This is a genomic window from Allonocardiopsis opalescens (assembly GCF_003002095.1).
In the GTDB taxonomy this organism is placed as follows: Bacteria; Actinomycetota; Actinomycetes; order Streptosporangiales; family Streptosporangiaceae; genus Allonocardiopsis; species Allonocardiopsis opalescens.
In genome coordinates this window covers 306,674-323,593 of the sequence record NZ_PVZC01000010.1, presented here as the reverse complement: position 1 = coordinate 323,593, position 16,920 = coordinate 306,674, and the positions used below count along the sequence as shown (strand labels likewise).

The 16,920-nt window shown below is 73.9% G+C and carries 12 protein-coding genes; 6 read left to right on the top strand and 6 right to left on the bottom strand.

Translation table 11 applies throughout. The annotated features are described in order from the left end of the window. Positions 1-88: 88 nt before the first annotated feature. A complete protein-coding gene (tkt, locus tag CLV72_RS29150) occupies positions 89-2,113 on the bottom strand; it encodes a transketolase (protein WP_245930519.1) in 2,025 nt (674 codons plus the stop codon). 678 nt (positions 2,114-2,791) lie between these two features. Here tkt and CLV72_RS29145 point away from each other — a divergent pair. The 4 genes from CLV72_RS29145 to CLV72_RS29130 all read left to right on the top strand — a co-directional run bounded on the left by CLV72_RS29145 (position 2,792) and on the right by CLV72_RS29130 (position 7,773). Then, a complete protein-coding gene (locus tag CLV72_RS29145; RefSeq protein ID WP_106252876.1) occupies positions 2,792-3,775 on the top strand; it encodes a heme o synthase in 984 nt (327 codons plus the stop codon). A 70-nt stretch (positions 3,776-3,845) separates the two neighbouring features. Further along, positions 3,846-5,081, top strand: a complete 1,236-nt coding sequence (locus CLV72_RS29140; protein ID WP_106252874.1) for a PrsW family intramembrane metalloprotease — start codon at positions 3,846-3,848, stop codon at positions 5,079-5,081. A gap of 118 nt (positions 5,082-5,199) precedes the next feature. Next, entirely contained in the window at positions 5,200-6,639 is a 1,440-nt protein-coding gene (locus CLV72_RS29135; protein ID WP_106252872.1) for a PrsW family glutamic-type intramembrane protease, read from the top strand. A gap of 105 nt (positions 6,640-6,744) precedes the next feature. Then, positions 6,745-7,773, top strand: a complete 1,029-nt coding sequence (locus tag CLV72_RS29130; RefSeq protein WP_245930512.1) for a COX15/CtaA family protein — start codon at positions 6,745-6,747, stop codon at positions 7,771-7,773. Positions 7,774-7,794: 21 nt separating this feature from the next. Here the strand turns inward: CLV72_RS29130 and CLV72_RS29125 are convergent, their stop codons facing one another. Continuing rightward, positions 7,795-8,703 carry an EamA family transporter gene (locus CLV72_RS29125; RefSeq protein WP_106252867.1) on the bottom strand — a complete coding sequence of 303 codons (909 nt, stop codon included), beginning with the start codon at positions 8,701-8,703 and terminating at the stop codon, positions 7,795-7,797. A 66-nt stretch (positions 8,704-8,769) separates the two neighbouring features. Then, the gene (locus CLV72_RS29120; RefSeq protein WP_106252865.1) at positions 8,770-9,177 is read right to left on the bottom strand and encodes a hypothetical protein; all 408 of its coding nucleotides are present in this window, start codon (positions 9,175-9,177) and stop codon (positions 8,770-8,772) included. Between the two features lie 135 nt (positions 9,178-9,312). On the opposite strand from CLV72_RS29120, the gene CLV72_RS29115 reads away from it, so the two are divergent. Then, complete coding sequence (locus tag CLV72_RS29115; protein WP_106252863.1) at positions 9,313-10,533, top strand: arginine deiminase; 1,221 nt, start codon at positions 9,313-9,315, stop codon at positions 10,531-10,533. 214 nt (positions 10,534-10,747) lie between these two features. Here the strand turns inward: CLV72_RS29115 and CLV72_RS29110 are convergent, their stop codons facing one another. Genes CLV72_RS29110 through CLV72_RS29100 form a run of 3 tightly spaced genes read right to left on the bottom strand, consistent with a single transcriptional unit; the run spans position 10,748 to position 13,108 of the window. Next, a complete protein-coding gene (locus CLV72_RS29110) occupies positions 10,748-11,539 on the bottom strand; it encodes an ABC transporter permease (RefSeq protein WP_106252861.1) in 792 nt (263 codons plus the stop codon). Next, positions 11,536-12,465 (bottom strand): ABC transporter ATP-binding protein, encoded by a 930-nt coding sequence (locus tag CLV72_RS29105; protein ID WP_106252860.1) that lies wholly within the window; start codon positions 12,463-12,465, stop codon positions 11,536-11,538. The genes CLV72_RS29110 and CLV72_RS29105 overlap by 4 nt, the downstream gene beginning before the upstream one ends. A 28-nt stretch (positions 12,466-12,493) precedes the next feature. Then, positions 12,494-13,108 carry a MarR family winged helix-turn-helix transcriptional regulator gene (locus CLV72_RS29100; RefSeq protein ID WP_106252859.1) on the bottom strand — a complete coding sequence of 205 codons (615 nt, stop codon included), beginning with the start codon at positions 13,106-13,108 and terminating at the stop codon, positions 12,494-12,496. 276 nt (positions 13,109-13,384) lie between these two features. Here CLV72_RS29100 and CLV72_RS29095 point away from each other — a divergent pair, with 276 nt between their 5' ends. Continuing rightward, on the top strand, positions 13,385-16,627 hold the full coding sequence (locus CLV72_RS29095; protein ID WP_106253068.1) for an efflux RND transporter permease subunit: 3,243 nt from the start codon (positions 13,385-13,387) through the stop codon (positions 16,625-16,627). The last annotated feature ends 293 nt before the right edge of the window (positions 16,628-16,920 follow it).

Here is a 16,920-nt window from a genome sequence, read left to right as displayed (position 1 = left end):
CTCCTCGTTCACGTCCTCGTCCACGGCCGCCCGGCGGCACCGCGCCGCCGGAAGCGGCGAGGGGGCCGCACGCGGCCCCCTCGGTCGTTCACACGTCATCGTTCAGCTTGGCGAGACTGGAGTGCGCCGCGGCCACCACCCGCTCGGCGGTGATGCCGAACTGCTCGTAGAGCGCGGTGTACTGGGCGGAGGCGCCGAAGTGCTCCAGGCTCACCGACTCGCCCACGTCGCCGACGAACTCCCGCCAGCCCTGGGCGATGCCGGCCTCCACCGAGACCCTGGCCCGCACGGCGGGCGGCAGCACCTGCTGCCGGTAGGCGTCGTCCTGCTCCTTGAACCACTCCACGCTGGGCATCGAGACGACCCGGGTGGGCGTGCCCTGGGCCTCCAGCAGCTCGCGGGCCTCCAGCGCGATCGGCACCTCGCTGCCGGTGGCGATCAGGATCACCCGCGGCGCGGCGTCGGACGCCTCGGCCAGCACGTAGCCGCCCTTGGCCGCGCCCTCGGCCGAGGCGACCCGGGTGCGGTCGAGCACCGGCAGGTTCTGCCGGGTCAGCGCGAGCCCGGCCGGGCGGTCGCGGTGCTCCAGGATGGTGCGCCACACCACCGCGGTCTCGTTGGCGTCGGCCGGGCGCACCACGTCCAGGCCGGGGATGGCCCGCAGCGCCCACAGGTGCTCGACCGGCTGGTGGGTGGGGCCGTCCTCGCCCAGGCCGATGGAGTCGTGGGTCCACACGTAGGTGACCGGCAGCTTCATCAGCGCGGCCAGCCGCACCGACGGGCGCATGTAGTCGCTGAACACCAGGAAGGTGCCGCCGAACGGGCGGGTGGGGCCGTGCAGCGCGATGCCGTTGAGGATCGCCCCCATGGCGTGCTCGCGGATGCCGAAGTGCAGCACCCGGCCGTAGGGGTTGCCGGTCCACGACTTGGTGGAGTGCTCCTCGGGGATGAACGACGGCGCGCCCTCGATGGTGGTGTTGTTGCTCTCGGCGAGGTCGGCCGAGCCGCCCCACAGCTCGGGCAGCTCCGCGGCGATCGCGTTGATCACCTGACCCGACGCCTTGCGGGTGGCGATGCCCTTGGCGTCGGGCTCGAAGACGGGCAGCGCGCGGGTCCACCCCTCGGGCAGGGCGCCGCCGGCCAGGCGGTCGAACAGCTCCTTGCGCTCGCCCGCGGACTCCGCCCAGGAGGCGAAGCCCTTCTCCCACTCGGCGCGGCGGTCCTTGCCCCGGGCGAGCACGGCGCGGGCGTGCTCCAGCACGCGGTCCTCGACCGGGAACTGCGCGTCGCGGTCGAAGCCCAGGATCTCCTTGGTGGCGGCCACCTCGTCGGCGCCCAGCGCCGCGCCGTGGGCCTTGCCGGTGCCCTGCTTGTTGGGGGCCGGCCAGCCGATGATCGTGCGCAGCGCGATCAGCGACGGGCGGCCGGTCTCGGCCCGCGCCGCCACCAGCGCCCGGTACAGGCCGTCGACGTCCTCGCGGTACTCGCCGGACTCGGTCCAGTCGACCCGCTGGACGTGCCAGCCGTACGCCTCGTAGCGGGCGGCGACGTCCTCGGACATGGCGACGGCGGTGTCGTCCTCGATGGAGATCTTGTTGTCGTCGTAGATCACCACCAGGTTGCCCAGCCGCTGGTGGCCGGCGAGGGCGCTCGCCTCGTGGCTGATGCCCTCCTGCATGTCGCCGTCGGAGGCGATCACGTAGACGTGGTGGTCGAAGGGGCTGGTGCCCGGCGCGGCCTCGGGGTCGAACAGGCCGCGCTCGCGGCGCGCCGCCATCGCCATGCCCACCGCGTTGCCCAGGCCCTGGCCCAGGGGGCCGGTGGTGGTCTCCACACCGGCGGTGTGGCCGTGCTCGGGGTGCCCGGGGGTCAGGCTGCCCCAGCGCCGCAGCGCCTTGATGTCGTCGAGGGTGAGGCCGTAACCGGCCAGGTAGAGCTGGATGTAGAGCGTCAGGCTGGAGTGGCCGGCCGACAGCACGAACCGGTCGCGGCCGACCCAGGCGGGGTCGCTGGGGTCGTGCCGCATCAGGCGCTGGAACAGGAGGTAGGCCGCGGGCGCCAGGCTCATCGCGGTGCCCGGGTGCCCCGACCCGGTCCTCTCGACGGCGTCCATCGCCAGGACGCGGATGGTGTCCACGGCGCGCCGGTCGAGGTCGGACCATTCCAGTGACGTCGAGATCTCGTTGCTCACTGCGAGCTCAGGGCTCCTTTCGCTGCTGCGTTGGTATCCCGGGCACCCGGCCGCGCCAGCGCGGATCCCGCCGGACCGCCCGCCTCCGCCTCGCGGCGGACGGCGACCCGCCGTCGTCCTCGTGCCGACCGTGCCCCTTCCTGCTGTTCGGTCGCGGACCCGTCGCAGCCTCGGCCGACCCCGGCAACCGGGGCCGAGCCTATCGTCGGATCCCTTGCACCGTCCCGTAAGGCGCACGTACTCAGTGGCATTCCCGCCCACCGCGGCGGCGAGGTGTCAGGTCGGTTTGACTCTCGTCACATGTCCGGGTTCCTCCTGCCCGCCGGTGCGCGTGGTCATGTGCCCCGCGGGCCGTTTCCGGGGCGCGGGGCCCGCGCACGCGACCCCGGTCCGCCCGTGCCGCGGGCTAGTACTACAGTGAGTCGTTGACGAGGGGTTCCCGCTCTGGCGAGCCGCGGCCCCCGCTCGGTCCGCACCACCGCCGTCTGCGCGCCGGTGGCCACGAACACACTGTCGAGGTTGAGGCGTGTCCCTGTCTGCTCCGCGATCCGCGACGGCCCCGCCGCCCGCGCGCGCGTCCGTCCCGGGAATGCGGTGCCCATGACGCTGCTGAACGACCCCGCGCGGCCGTCCACGTCGGCCCCGGAGCCCGCGGAGGGGCCGGGCGCCCCCGCCGGGGCGCCCCGGGCCCGCACCCTGGGCGCCTACGTGCGCGCCTACGTCGCGCTGTGCAAGCCGCGGGTGATCGAGCTGCTGCTCATTACCACCATCCCGGTGATGTTCCTGGCCGCGGGGGGCGTGCCGCCGCTGTGGACGGCCGCGGCCACCCTGGTGTTCGGCACCATGTCGGCGGCGAGCGCCAACGCGATCAACTGCTACATCGACCGCGACATCGACCGCGAGATGCGGCGCACCCGCCGCCGCCCGCTCGCACTCGAGCAGGTCACCCCGCGCGGCGCGATCACCTTCGGCGTCGTCCTGGGCGCCGGCTCCACGGTCGGCTTCTGGCTGGCGGTGAACGCGCTGTCGGCGCTGCTGTCGCTCTCGGCGATCCTGTTCTACGTCTTCGTGTACTCGCTGGTCCTCAAGCGGCGCACCGCCCAGAACGTCGTGTGGGGCGGCATCGCCGGGTGCATGCCGGTGCTGATCGGCTGGGCCGCCATCACCGGCACGCTGGACTGGCCGCCGCTGGTGCTGTTCGGCGTGGTGTTCTTCTGGACGCCCCCGCACACCTGGACGCTGGCGATGCGCTACCGCGAGGACTACGCGCTCGCCAAGGTGCCGATGCTGCCCGTGGTGGCCACCGAGCGGAGGGTGGCGCTGGAGAGCGTGCTCTACACCTGGGCCACCGTGCTGACCTCGCTGGCCCTGTGGCCGGTGGCCGGCACCGGGCCGGTGTACCCGGCGGTCGCCGGGGTGCTCGGCGCGGTCATCCTCTTCGAGGCGCACCGCCTGCTGGCCCGCACCGCCTCCAGCGGCGGGGTGCACCTGCGCCCGATGCGCTTCTTCCACCTGTCCAACGTCTACCTCGCGCTGCTGTTCACCGCCGTCGCGGTCGACCCGCTGCTGCCCTGGAGCGGCTGAGCCGGCGCCGCGCCGCGGCCGCTCTCCGGAGTGCCGGGACGGGAAGCGCCGGACTGGTTAGGCTCGTGCCATGCCTGCGCTGGACGCCCAAGCCATCCTCGACGGGCGTCGCCCGGGACGGCACTCCGTCGGCCTGGCCGTCACCATGGCGTTCAGCGTCGTGTGCCTGCTCGGCGGCCTCGGCTTCGACCTGTTCAACTCGGGCACCGACGTGGTGCCGGCGCTGCTGCTCGCCTTCGCCCCGGTGCCGCTGCTGGTCAACGGCGTGCTCTGGCTCGACCGGCTCGAACCCGAGCCGGCCCGGCTGCTGTGGCTGGCCTTCCTGTGGGGCGCCGGGGTGGCGGTGGCGCTGTCCAGCGTGCTCAACACCCTCGGGCTGGTCCTCTACACCCTGCCCACCTTCGGCGCCGAGCGCGGCTACTACATCAGCGCCGCGGTCGGCGCGCCGCTGGTCGAGGAGACCACCAAGGGCCTGGTGCTGATCGGCTTCCTATGGTTCCGGCGCCGCGAGATCGACGGCATCACCGACGGGATCAGCTACGCCGCGCTCGTCGGGCTCGGCTTCGCCTGCGTGGAGAACGTCCAGTACTACGTCCAGGGCTACCTGGACGCGGGCGCCTCGCGGCTGCTGGAGGTCTTCTTCCTGCGCGGCGTGGTCACCCCGCTGCTGCACCCGCTGTTCACCTCGATGCTGGGCATCGGCGTCGCCGTGGCGGCGATGAGCCGGCGCCGGCTCACCCGCGTCGCGGCGCCGCTGGCGGGCTGGCTGGGCGCGGTGGTGCTGCACGGCGTGTGGAACGGCTCGACCGGCTTCGGCTCCACCGGCATCTCGATCGCCTACGGCTTCCTGCTGCTGGTGCTCATCGTGCTGCTCGCGCTGATGTGGCTGGACCGGCGCAGGATGATCGGCACGATCGCCCGCTACCTGCCCGCCTACACCGGCACCGGCCTGGTCACCGAGGGCGATATCGCGATGCTCAGCACGATGGGCGGCCGGCGGCGGGCCCGCCGCTGGGCCGACCGGGCCGGCGGCCGCCAGGGGCGCGCCGCCATGACCGACTACCAGCTGGCCGCCACCGAGCTGGCGCTGCTGCACTGGCGGGTCGAGCACGGCATCGCCGCCCCCGACTGGCCGCTGCGCCGCGACGGCCTGCTCGCGCTGATGCACGTCGCCCGGGTGGCCTTCGGCCGGGGCGCCCGCCCCTCGGTGCCGCCGGAGTGGATCGCCGGCAGCGCGCCGCCGTCCGGCTTCGTCCGCGAGGAGGCGCCGACCTGGCTGCCCTACGGCGGCGGCCGCGAGGGCTGAGCCGCGCGGGCGGCCGCGCCCGCCGGGTGCCGCCCGTGTCCGGCCGAAACCGGTCGGTGACCTGCTCGGCGCCCGTTCGAGGTGTTTAGCCCCTCGTGAGAGCGTTACGCTGTCGGCCATGCCCGAAACCGGAAGCAGACTCGACGCCACCGCCGTACTGAAGCGGCGTCCTCAGGGCCGCATGTCCGGGGGAGTTCTGGTCACCCTCATCGGCAGCGCCCTGTGCCTGCTGCTGTTCCTGCTGTACCTCGGCGTCACCGGGCTCACCGGCGCCGGCCTGCTTCCGGGCTTCCTGGGCGCGTTCGTCTTCGCGCTGCTGCTGGCCGTGGTCCCGCTCCCGGTGTGGGGCACCGCCGTGCTGCTGCTCGACCGCCTCAAGCCGCAGCCCACCAAGCTGCTGCTGGTGGCCTTCCTGTGGGGCTCGGGCGTGGCCACCCTGGCCTCGCTGGTGATGAACACGGTCATCGGCATGGTGCTGGTGCCCATGTTCGGCGAGGGCTTCGGCGACTACCTCGGCGCGGCGGTGGGCGCCCCCGTCGTCGAGGAGAGCTTCAAGGGCATGGTGCTGCTGGGCTACCTGTGGTTCCGGCGGCGCCGGATCGCGGGGGTCTCCGACGGCATCATCCTGGGCATGCTGGTCGGCCTGGGCTTCGCCTGGGTCGAGAACATCCTGTACTACCTGAACTACGGCTTCTTCCTGGCCGGCGGCTTCGCCCCCGACTACATGATCGAGCTGTTCCTGACCCGCGGTGTGATGCTCGGCCTGCTGCACCCCGTCTTCACCGCGATGATCGGCATCGGCATCGCCTCGGCGGCGATGAACCGCAGCGGGGCGCTGCGCGTGGTCTTCTGCGTGCTGGGCTGGTTCGGCGCGGTCGCGCTGCACGCCCTGTGGAACGGCAGCACGCCCTTCGGCATCCTGAACTACGTGGCGATGGCCGTCATGGTGCTGGTGCTCGTGATGATCCTGGTCGTGGTGGCGGTCGACCGGCGCCGGGTGGTGGCCACCATCTCGCGGTACCTGCCCGCCTACATCCCCACCGGCCTCGTCACCGACACCGACATCGCGATGCTCAGCTCGATGGGCAACCGGCGGCAGGCCAGGCGCTGGGCCCAGCAGGCGGGCGGCGGCCGCGGCCGCCGCGCGATGGGCGCCTACCAGCTGGCCGCCGTCGAGCTGGCCTCGCTGCACCGCCAGGTCGAGCACGGTGTCGCCGACCGCGACTGGACGGTGCTGCGCGACGCCTACCTCGCCCATATGCACCAGGCGCGGCGCACCTTCCTGCAGCACGTCCCGCAGCCGCCCACCCCGGTGTGGACCGGCGGCTCCTCGCTCGACTCCGGCTTCCTGCGCCGCGAGCCCTGGCGGCCGATGCCCACCGGCCCGGCCCCGGGCGGCCCCCAGCAGCCGGGCACCGGTCCCCAGCAGCCGCCGTGGCCGGCCGGCCCGCCGAGCCGCGGCCAGGCCGCCACCCAGCCCCAGCCCTCCCAGAACCCCGGCTGGCCCCAGCAGCAGGGCGGGGCACCGGGCGGCGGCTGGCCGCAGAACCAGGGCTGAGCCCGGGGCGGCGCCGCGCGCCCTAAGCGGTGGCGAAGCAGCAGCTCACCGCGGCTCTCCCCGGGCGGGTCAAGGCGCCGCGGCCGATCTACTACGATGCGTCGTATGTCTTCCGCGTCCCCGCGCACGCCATCGGCCGCCCCCGCACCGCCCGAGCCGCCGCCCGGGTTCACCGAACGGCTGCCCCGGCCGGTGCGCGCCGTCCTCGACTCCTTCCTGCGGCCGACCACCGGCTCGCTGCGCGGCTGGGCGCTGGCCGGCATCGCGGTGAACATGCTCATCGCGGTGACCGGCGCGACCGTGCGGGTCACCGAGTCGGGCCTGGGCTGCCCGGAGTGGCCGCTGTGCACCGCGGACAGCCTGGTGCCCACCGGTGAGGCGCTGGGCACCGTGCACGCCTTCATCGAGTTCGGCAACCGCACGCTCACCTCGGTGGTGCTCGCGGTCGCCCTCATCGTCACCATCGCCACCTGGCGGCGCTTCCCCGGCCGTCCCCGCCTGCTGGCCGTCGCCCTGGTCCAGCCGGCCGGCTGCCTGGGGCAGGCGGTCGTCGGCGGCATCACCGTCTGGTCCGACCTGCACCCGGCCGCCGTCGGCGCCCACTTCCTGGTCTCGATGGCGATGCTGGTCGCGGCGGTGGCGCTGTACGTGCGCGTCCGCGAGGGCACCGCGCCCGCCGTGCCGCGCGTCCACCCCGCCGCCCGCTACCTGGGCTACGCGCTGCTGCTCGCCGGGGCGGCGGTGCTGGTCGCCGGGGTGGTCACCACCGGCACCGGCCCGCACGGCGGAGACGCCGCCTCGCCGCGCTGGCCGCTGGACCTGCACGAGGTCGCCCGGGTGCACTCCGTGCTGGCCTGGGTCACCACCCTGTTCGCGGTGGCGCTGCTCGTAGTGCTCTACCGCACCGGCGCCCCGGCCGACACCCGCAGGTACGGCTGGGTGCTGATCGCCGCCGTCGCCGCGCAGGGCGTGATCGGCTACGTCCAGTACGCGCTGGCGCTGCCGGAGGCGCTGGTGGTGGCGCACGTGCTCGGTGCGATCGTGCTGTGGGTGGCGCTGCTGCGGCTATTCTTCTCGCTCACCGAGCGGCCGGAGGCGCCGGCGGGCGCCGTCCCCGCGACCGCCGAGGTCTGACGGGCCCGGTCGTGTTCCCGGCTAGTGCGGCGGTTCCGGCTCGGCGCGGGGCCGGCGGGCCTGGGCGGTGGCACCGGCGCTGGCCGCGATCACGCAGCCGATCGCCAGCCACTGCAGCGGGGACAGGTGCTCGCTGAGCAGCAGGACGCCGACGAGGGCGGCGGCGGCCGGCTCCAGGCTCATCAGGATGCCGAAGACCCGGGTGGACAGCCGCCGCAGCGCGAGCAGTTCGAGGGTGTAGGGCACCACCGAGGACAGCAGGCCGACGGCCAGGCCGATGGCCAGCAGTTCGGGGCGGAGCAGGTCGGAGCCGCCGGCCGCGACGCCGAGCGGCGTCATCGCGGCCACCGCGACGACGCTGGCGATCGCCAGCCCGCTGACGCCGGGGAAGCGCCGGCCGGTGGCCGCGCTGAGCAGGATGTAGGCGGCCCAGCAGACCGCGGCGAGCAGCGCGAACGCGACCCCGGCCAGGTCGATGTCGCCGGTGTCGCCCCGGGTGAGCATCAGCACGCCGCCGCCGGCGAGCGCCACCCAGGCCAGGTCCGTCCAGCGGCGGGAGCCGGCGATCGCCACCGCCAGCGGGCCGAGGAACTCGATGGTGACCGCCACGCCGAGCGGGATCCGGGCGAAGGATTGGTAGATCGCGTAGTTCATCGTGCCCAGCGCCAGGCCGAAGCCGACCACGACCAGCCAGTCGCGCCGGGAGTGGCCGCGCAGCACGGGCCGGGCGACGGCGACCAGCACCAGCGCCGAGGTGAGCAGCCGCAGCCACACCACGGCGTCGGGTGGCAGCTCCCCGAAGAGGTTCTTGGCGACACCGGCCCCGCCCTGCACGGAGACGATGCCGACCAGGACCAGCAGCGGCGCGGGCGCGGCGGCCACCGCGCCCGCCGCGCGCCGCAGCGGGTGGAGCCGTGTGTCGGAGGGCATGCCACGACCTTGCCACGGCGGCCCGGCCGGGGCCGAACCGGCCCGGCCGCCCCCGGTGGCCGCGGCTCAGACCGCCGGAGGCCGGTGGTACGGGTTGCCGGGGACGTCCTGCGGCGGGTTCGGGCCGCCCGCGGCGGAGCCGCCGCGCTCGCGGGCGAACAGCGCCATCAGGACCAGCACCCAGGCGACGACGGACAGCAGGGCGGTGGCCAGGGAGAACACCGTGACCCAGGTGCCCAGGCCCGCCGCGTCCTGGAGGTGGGCGTACAGCGCCGGCAGGTACAGCTGCCAGAGGAAGGTGGCGATCTGGATCACCAGCAGCAGGGCCAGTCCGCCGGCGGCCAGTCCCGAGCGCCGCGGGTGGCGCGACCAGGTGGCGATTGCGACGATGACGCCGACGACGTACACGATGGCGAGAGGCGCGTGGCCCAGCGCCGCGCTGGCCAGGTACGGGAGGTTGCTCAACTCGCTCATCCACTGCTCCACGGGGTCGGGGCGGGGCCGGGGCGGCCGCCGCTACGACGCGCGCCGGCGGCGCGCCGTTCCCGGTACGGCCGCTCTGATTCCCCGGCACTGCGGCGCGCCGCCGGGGTCGCCTAGGCTGTCGGGGTGCCCTTCCAAGTGGACTCCGAGGTGGGCCGGCTGCGCCAGGTCATCGTGCACCGCCCCGACCTCGAACTCAAGCGGCTGACGCCCAGCAACATGCGCGCCCTGCTCTTCGACGACGTGCTGTGGACGCGGCGCGCCCGCGAGGAGCACGACACCTTCGTCTCCGTGCTGCGCGAGCGCGGGGTGACCGTGCACTACTTCCACGAGCTGCTGCACGACACCCTGGAGCTGCCCGAGGCCCGGTCCTACATCCTGGACGAGGCCTTCGACGAGCGCTTCCACGGCCCGCTCGCGGTCGACGCCGTGCGCGCCTGCTTCGACGCCATGGGCTCCGACGAGCTGCAGCGCTACCTGGTCGGCGGGATCACCAAGCGGGAGCTGCTGGAGTACACCGAGGAGCCCAAGTCGCTGGTCTTCCACAGCATGGACCCCGACGACTTCCTGCTCGCCCCGCTGCCCAACCACATGTTCACCCGCGACACCTCGTGCTGGATCCACAACGGCGTCTCCATCAACGCGATGCGCAAGAAGGCGCGGATGCGGGAGACCACCCACTACGAGGCCATCTACCGCTGGCACCCCATGTTCGCCGCCGCCGGCTTCCCGGTCTGGAACCCCGGCCGCGCCTGGGCGCCGGCCACCATCGAGGGCGGCGACGTGCAGCCGGTGGGCAATGGCGCGGTGCTGATCGGGATGAGCGAGCGGACCAAGCCCGAGGCGATCGAGCTGCTGGCCAGGGAGCTGTTCGCGGCGGGCGCCGCCGAGCGCATCCTGGCCCTGGTGATGCCCAAGGCGCGTGCGGTGATGCACCTGGACACCGTGATGACCATGGTCGACCACGGCGTGTTCACCAAGTACGCGGGCCTGGGCATGCTGCCCTCCTACACGGTCGAGCCGGGCGACAACGACAAGGAGCTGAAGGTCACCGACCACCCGCCCGAGGACATGCACCGCGCCATCGCCCGCGCCATCGGCGCCGACGACATCAAGGTGCTCACCCCCACCCAGGACGTCTACTCCGCCGAGCGCGAGCAGTGGGACGACGGCTGCAACGTCTTCGCCGTCGAGCCGGGCGTCGTCGTCGCCTACGAGCGCAATGTCACCTCCAACACCGACCTGCGCCGCAACGGCGTCGAGGTCATCCCCATCCCGGGCGGCGAACTCGGCCGAGGGAGGGGCGGTCCGCACTGCATGACGTGTCCGCTGGAGCGGGAGGCCTGAGCGAGCGGAGTGGACGGCACGCGACCCTTGCCAGGGGTGCCGTCCGCGGAGTGAGGGAGGGCCGATCCGCGACCGGGGGCGGAGTGCGGGAGGCCTGAGCGAGCGGAGTGGACGGCACGCGACCCTTGCGAGGGGTGCCGTCCGCGGAGTGAGGGAGGGCCGATCCGCGACCGGGGGCGGAGTGCGGGAGGCCTGAGCGAGCGGAGTGGACGGCTCACTCCCAGCGGAAGAAGCGGGCCGCCAGGGCACCGCCGAGGGCGGCCCAGCAGGCGAGCACGGCCAGTTGGGCGAGCGGGAAGGGGCCGCCGCCCAGGGCGTCGCGCATCCCCTCGGCCAGCGCGGTGATCGGCAGCGGGGCGACGGCGGCGCGCAGCGCCTCGGGGTAGGCGTCGAGCGGGACCACCACCCCGCCCAGGCCGAGCAGCAGCACGTACACCAGGTTGGCGGCGGCCAGGGTGGCCTCGGCGCGCAGGGTGCCGGCCATCAGCAGGGCCAGGGAGCCGAAGGCGGCGGTGCCGGCCGCCACCAGCAGCAGCGCGGCCGCGAGCCCGGCGGCGCCCGGGGCGGGCCGCCAGCCCAGCGCGAGCCCCACCCCGGCCAGCACGGCGACCTGGATGCCCTGCACGGCCAGCACGGCGAGGACCTTGGCGGCCAGCAGCCCGAACCGCGACAGCGGGGTGGCGCCCAGCCGCTTGAGCACGCCGTAGCGGCGCTCGAAGCCGGTGCCGATGGCCTGGCCGGTGAAGGCGGTGGACAGCACCGCGAGCGCCAGCACGCCGGGGGTGAGGAAGGCGGCGCGTGCGGCGGTGCCGTCGACGCCGAGGTCCACGAACGAGGTGGTGGCGAGCAGGACGAGCAGCAGCACCGGGATGACGAGGGTGAGCAGCAGCTGCTCGCCGTTGCGCAGCAGCACCCGCAGCTCCATGCCGGCCTGCGCGAGGACCATGCGGCCCAGCGGGGCGGCGCCGGGGCGGGGGGTGAAGTCGATGGCGCGGATGGTGGTCATGGCTCTCGCAGCTCGTGGCCGGTGAGTTCGAGGAAGGCGTCCTCCAGGGTGCGGCGGCCGATCCGCAGGTCCTCGGCGAGGACGCCGCGGCTCGCGCACCAGGCGGCGACCGCGGCGATCAGCTCGGGCCCGACGGCGCCGCCGGGCGCCTCCACCACGTACTGGCCGCCGGACAGGGCGCGCGCCGCGAAGCCGGCCGGCAGCGCGGTGGTGAGCGCTGCCAGGTCGACGGGGTCGCGGGAGGAGAAGCGCAGCCGGCTCACGGACCCGGTCAGCTCGGCGGGGGTGCCCGCGGCGGCCACCCGCCCCCGGTCGATGACCACCACCCGGTCGGCCAGCCGCTCGGCCTCCTCCAGGTAGTGGGTGGTCAGCACCACGGCGACCCCGGCCGCCCGCAGCTCGCGGACGATCTCCCAGGCGGCGTGCCTGGACTGGGGGTCCAGGCCGGCGGTGGGTTCGTCGAGGAAGACCAGTTCGGGGCGGCCGACCACGGCGGCCGCCAGCGACAGCCGCTGCTGCTGGCCGCCGGACAGCCGGCGGAAGGGCGTGCGGGCGCAGGAGGTGAGGGCCAGCCGCTCCAGCAGTGCGCCGGGCGGCACGGGGTGGGCGTGGAAGCGGGCGACCAGCCGCAGCCACTCGCCGGCCCGCGCCCCGCTGGGCACCCCGCCGGACTGCGGCATCACGCCGACCCTGGGCCGCAGCTCGGCGGCGTCGCGGGCGGGGTCGAGCCCCAGCACCCGCACCCGGCCGGAGTCGGGCCGGCGGAAGCCCTCGCAGATCTCCAGGGTGGTGGTCTTGCCGGCCCCGTTGGGGCCGAGCAGCGCGGTGACGGCGCCGCGCTCGGCGGTGAGCGAGACCCCGGCGACGGCGAGCGTGTCGCCGTACCTCTTGACCACGTCGGCCAGGTCGAGGCCGGTCTCACCCATGGCACCCGAGTCTAGGCCCGCCCGGCGGTCAGCCGGTGCCGGGTCCGGCGTCCGCGGCGCCGCCCTCCTGCTCGGCCGCCTCCTCGACGGCGGCCCGGTACAGGGCGTCCAGCGCGAAGGCCAGCGCGCGCAGCGCCTCGTCGTCCAGGCGGCGGAGCAGCCGCATGCTGCGCGCCTCGTTCTCGCCGCGCAGGGTGTCGATCAGCCGGGTGCCGGCCTCGCTGAGCGCGATGCGGCGGACCCGGCGGTCGGCGGGGTCCTCGGTGCGGGTGACCAGGCCGCGGTCGACCAGCCGGTCGACGATGCCGGTGACGGTGGCGGTGCCGACGCCCAGCGAGCGCGCCAGCCGGTGCGCGGCCAGCGGGCTCTCCATCGACAGCACGATGAGGGTCTTGAGCTGCTGCATGGTGAGCGAGAGGTTCAGCAGCCCGGAGGGGTCGTCGCGGGCGTTGAGCGCGATGAACCGCTCCTGCATCTCGCGGATGCGCCCCATCAGCTCCTCGCGCCCCGCGGGGCGCCCGCCGTGGTCGGCCGAACCGTTCTGCGTACCGCTGCTCACCCTGGCCATCCCGTCCAGCCTGCGCCACTGCGCGTTGGAGTGTATCGCCGCGCGCTCGTCGGCGGGCCCCGCCGGAGGCGTCACACCGTTTCCGGGATCTTTTCGGGCCCGTGCCACGTTGTCGGATCAGTGCCTTGCCGGAGGCTGACGATGGCGGTAATCCGAAATTTACCCCTTAGGCGAATATTTCGGATGAAGCTAAGTAATATGGAGCAGCCGGACTCGGGAACGCGGCCTGCCCCGGCTCCCCCGCGGGGAGCGGGCGGGCGGCCGCGCGTCCGGCCCTCGATGCGCGGCGCCGGCTCCCGGCGCGCCGGAGCGCACCACCACGGGGTCCACATCCGAAGGGGAACCGACACCATGTCCGCACTGGCCAGGCTGAGCCTCGCCAACCGCGCTCTGGTGGCGCTGATATCGATCGCGATCGTCGTGTTCGGTTTCATCGCCACCGGCTCGCTCCGCCAGGAGCTGATGCCCAGCCTGGAGCTGCCCCAGGCCACCGTCATGACCACCGTCCAGGGCGCCTCGCCCGAGGTGGTCGAGGAGCGGGTCAGCGACCCGATCGAGACCGTGGTGCAGACGGTCGACGGCGTGACCGACGTGACCTCCACCTCCAGCGAGGGCTCGTCCGTCGTCACCGCGACCTTCGACTACGGCACCGACTCCACCGACGCCGTGCGCGAGATCCAGGTGGCGATCAACCGCATCCTGCCGCAGCTGCCGGAGGACGCCGAGCCGATCACCCAGACGATCAGCTTCGACAGCCTGCCGGTGCTGCTGCTGGCCGCCTCCGCCGACGTGGACGAGGCCGAGCTGGCGCAGCGCCTGGAGGACCAGGTCGTGCCGGCGCTGGAGGACGTGCCCGGCGTGCAGGACGCCGTGGTCACCGGCCAGGCCGAGAACGCGGTGGAGATCCGCCCGGACTTCGACGCGCTGGAGGACGAGGGCCTCACCGTCGACCAGATCGCCCAGGCCCTGCAGGCGAGCGGCACCACCCAGGCGGGCGGGCAGTTCACCGAGGACGGCGAGACCCTGTCGGTGGACGTCGGCGGCGACCTGGAGTCCGTCTCCGACATCGAGGACCTGTACCTGACCCCCGCGGCCGGCGCCGCCGGGGCCGACCCGGCCGCGGCGGGGGCCGCGGGCGCCGCGGGGCAGCCGCCCGGCGCGGCCCCGCCGGCCGCGCCCGAGCCGGTGCGGCTGGGCGACGTGGCCGAGGTGAGCCTGGAGCCGCAGGAGACCACCACCATCACCCGCACCGACGGCGAGCCGAGCCTCAGCGTCATGGTCACCAAGGCGACCGAGGCCAACACGGTCGAGGTGGCCAACGCGGTCAAGGCCGAGCTGGCCGGGCTGGAGGAGGCGCTGGGCGACGGCGCCGCCCTGACGGTCGTGTTCGACCAGGCGCCGTTCATCGAGGACTCCATCACCGGCCTGCTGGAGAAGGGCGCCATGGGCCTGGTGGCGGCGATCGCCGTCATCCTGGTCTTCCTGCTCTCGGTGCGCTCCACCGTGGTGACCGCGCTGTCCATCCCCTTCTCGCTGCTGGTCGCGCTGATCGGCATGTGGCTGGGCGGCTACACGCTGAACATCCTGACGCTGAGCGCGCTGACCATCGCGATCGGCCGGGTGGTCGACGACTCCATCGTGGTGCTGGAGAACATCAAGCGGCACCTGGGCTACGGCACGCCCAAGCGCGAGGCCGTCATCACCGGCGTGCGCGAGGTGGCCGGGGCGATCACCGCCTCCACCATCACCACCGCCGCGGTCTTCCTGCCGGTGGTCTTCGTCGGCGGCGAGATCGGCGAGCTGTTCCGGCCCTTCGGCCTGACCGTCGCGATCGCGCTCGCCGCCTCGCTGCTGGTCTCGCTGACGATCATCCCGGTGCTGGCCTACTGGTTCGTCAAGGGCCGCGACGTGGCGCCCGAGGACCTGGAGCGGGTGCGGCGCGAGGAGCACGAGAAGGAGCGGCGCGGCTGGCTGCAGCGCGGCTACGTGCCGCTGCTGAGCTGGGTCACCAAGTGGCGCAAGACGACCCTGGCCGCCGCGCTGGCCGTCTTCGTCGGCACCCTGTTCCTCGCCACCCAGCTGCAGACCAACTTCCTGGACGACACCGGCCAGAACACGGTCGCGATCTCTCAGGAGCTGCCCGCGGGCACCTCCCTGGAGGAGACCGCCGCCGCGGCCGAGCCGGTCGAGCAGGCCCTGGACAGCATCCACGGCGTGCAGTCCTACCAGGTGACGGTGGGCTCCACCGGCGGTATGGGCTTCGGCGGCGGTGGCGGCTCCAACACCGCCACCTACACCGTCACCACCGACCCCGAAGCCGACCAGACCAACCTGCGCGAGCGCATCCGCGACGAGCTCGACGGCATCGCCGACGCCGGCGAGCTGAGCATCCAGGACGCCGCCGCCATGGGCTCCAGCGCGATCGAGGTGCAGGTCCAGGCCGACGACCCCGAGGTGCTGGACGAGGCCGCCACGATGGTGGAGGACACCGTCGCGCAGACCGACGGCGTCAGCGAGGTCGCCAACGACCTCGCGGTGCGCGCCGAGGGCGTCCACGTCAGCGCCGACCGCGAGGCGGCGGCCGAGGAGGGGCTGAGCGAGACCCAGATCGGCCAGGCCGTGCAGCAGGCATTCGACGGCCGCCCCGCGGGGTCGATGTTCCTCGACGGCGCCGAGCGCGACGTCGTGATCGCCGCCGAGGACGTGCCCGAGGACCTCGACGCGCTGGAGGACCTGGAGATCGCCACCCCGGCCGGCGGCACCGTGCGGCTGTCGGAGGTGGCCGAGGTCGCCGTGGTCGACCGGCCGGTGGAGATCAGCCGCACCGACGGCGAGCGGACCGCCACGGTCAGCGCCACCCCGGAGGGCCAGGACATCGGCGCGCTGACCACCGCCCTCACCGAGCGGCTGGACGCGCTGGACCTGCCCGCGGGCGCCACGTACCAGATCGGCGGCGTCAGCGCCGACCAGACCGAGGCCTTCACCCAGCTGGGCATCGCCCTGCTGGCGGCGGTCGCGATCGTGTACGTGGTGATGGTGGCCGAGTTCAAGAGCCTGATCCAGCCGCTGATCCTGCTGGTGTCGGTGCCCTTCGCCGCCACCGGCGCGATCGTCGGCCTGCTGGTCACGGACACGGCGCTGGGCGTGGTCGCGCTGATCGGCCTGCTGATGCTGGTCGGCATCGTGGTCACCAATGCGATCGTGCTGATCGACCTGATCAACCAGTACCGCGAGCGCGGCATGGGCATCCGCGAGGCCGTCGTGGAGGGCGGCCGCCAGCGGCTGCGGCCCATCCTGATGACCGCGCTGGCCACCATCGGCGCCCTGGTGCCGATGGCGCTGGGGATCGGCGGCAGCGTGCTGATCTCCGAGGCGATGGCCATCGTGGTCATCGGCGGCCTGGTCAGCTCGACCCTGCTCACCCTGATCCTGGTGCCGGTGCTCTACACCATGATCGAGGAGTCCAAGGAGCGGCGCCGCGACCGGCGCGCGCGGCGCCGTGCCGCCCGTTTCGCCGCCGAGGGCGCCGCGGCCGCCGAGGCCGGTCGCGACCCGGTGCCCGCGGGCGCCGGCCGGAACTCCGCCGGCGACTGACCGGCCGGTCCGCGCGGTGACGCGGGCCCCGGGGGCGAGGCGCGCTCGCCCCCGGGGCCCGTTCGCGTGTGCGCGGGCGATCCTGCCTGGTGGGAGCGTATACAGCATGCAATGTGCTGTCCGTATGATGGGCAATCGTCTCGGAATGTGAGCATAACGCCGCCCTGTCGCGGTCCGGCCGGGTCCGGCGCGGGACGCGCACCTCGTCGCGATCTTGCTTTAGGTAAGCCTTACCTGCGTGATTGAGCCCATGGTCCGGTCCGTCCCGTCCGGTTTGCGGCCGGGGAAGCATT

Bases quoted from the DNA above. Each gene is read 5' to 3' on its own strand.
- CLV72_RS29110 (WP_106252861.1), bottom strand. From the start codon at position 11,539: ATGACCACCATCCGCGCCATCGACTTCACCCCCCGCCCCGGCGCCGCC.
- CLV72_RS29140 (WP_106252874.1), top strand. From the start codon at position 3,846: ATGCCTGCGCTGGACGCCCAAGCCATCCTCGACGGGCGTCGCCCGGGA.
- CLV72_RS29120 (WP_106252865.1), bottom strand. From the start codon at position 9,177: ATGAGCGAGTTGAGCAACCTCCCGTACCTGGCCAGCGCGGCGCTGGGC.
- CLV72_RS29095 (WP_106253068.1), top strand. From the start codon at position 13,385: ATGTCCGCACTGGCCAGGCTGAGCCTCGCCAACCGCGCTCTGGTGGCG.
- CLV72_RS29135 (WP_106252872.1), top strand. From the start codon at position 5,200: ATGCCCGAAACCGGAAGCAGACTCGACGCCACCGCCGTACTGAAGCGG.
- CLV72_RS29130 (WP_245930512.1), top strand. From the start codon at position 6,745: ATGTCTTCCGCGTCCCCGCGCACGCCATCGGCCGCCCCCGCACCGCCC.
- CLV72_RS29145 (WP_106252876.1), top strand. From the start codon at position 2,792: ATGACGCTGCTGAACGACCCCGCGCGGCCGTCCACGTCGGCCCCGGAG.
- CLV72_RS29105 (WP_106252860.1), bottom strand. From the start codon at position 12,465: ATGGGTGAGACCGGCCTCGACCTGGCCGACGTGGTCAAGAGGTACGGC.
- CLV72_RS29125 (WP_106252867.1), bottom strand. From the start codon at position 8,703: ATGCCCTCCGACACACGGCTCCACCCGCTGCGGCGCGCGGCGGGCGCG.
- tkt (WP_245930519.1), bottom strand. From the start codon at position 2,113: ATGGACGCCGTCGAGAGGACCGGGTCGGGGCACCCGGGCACCGCGATG.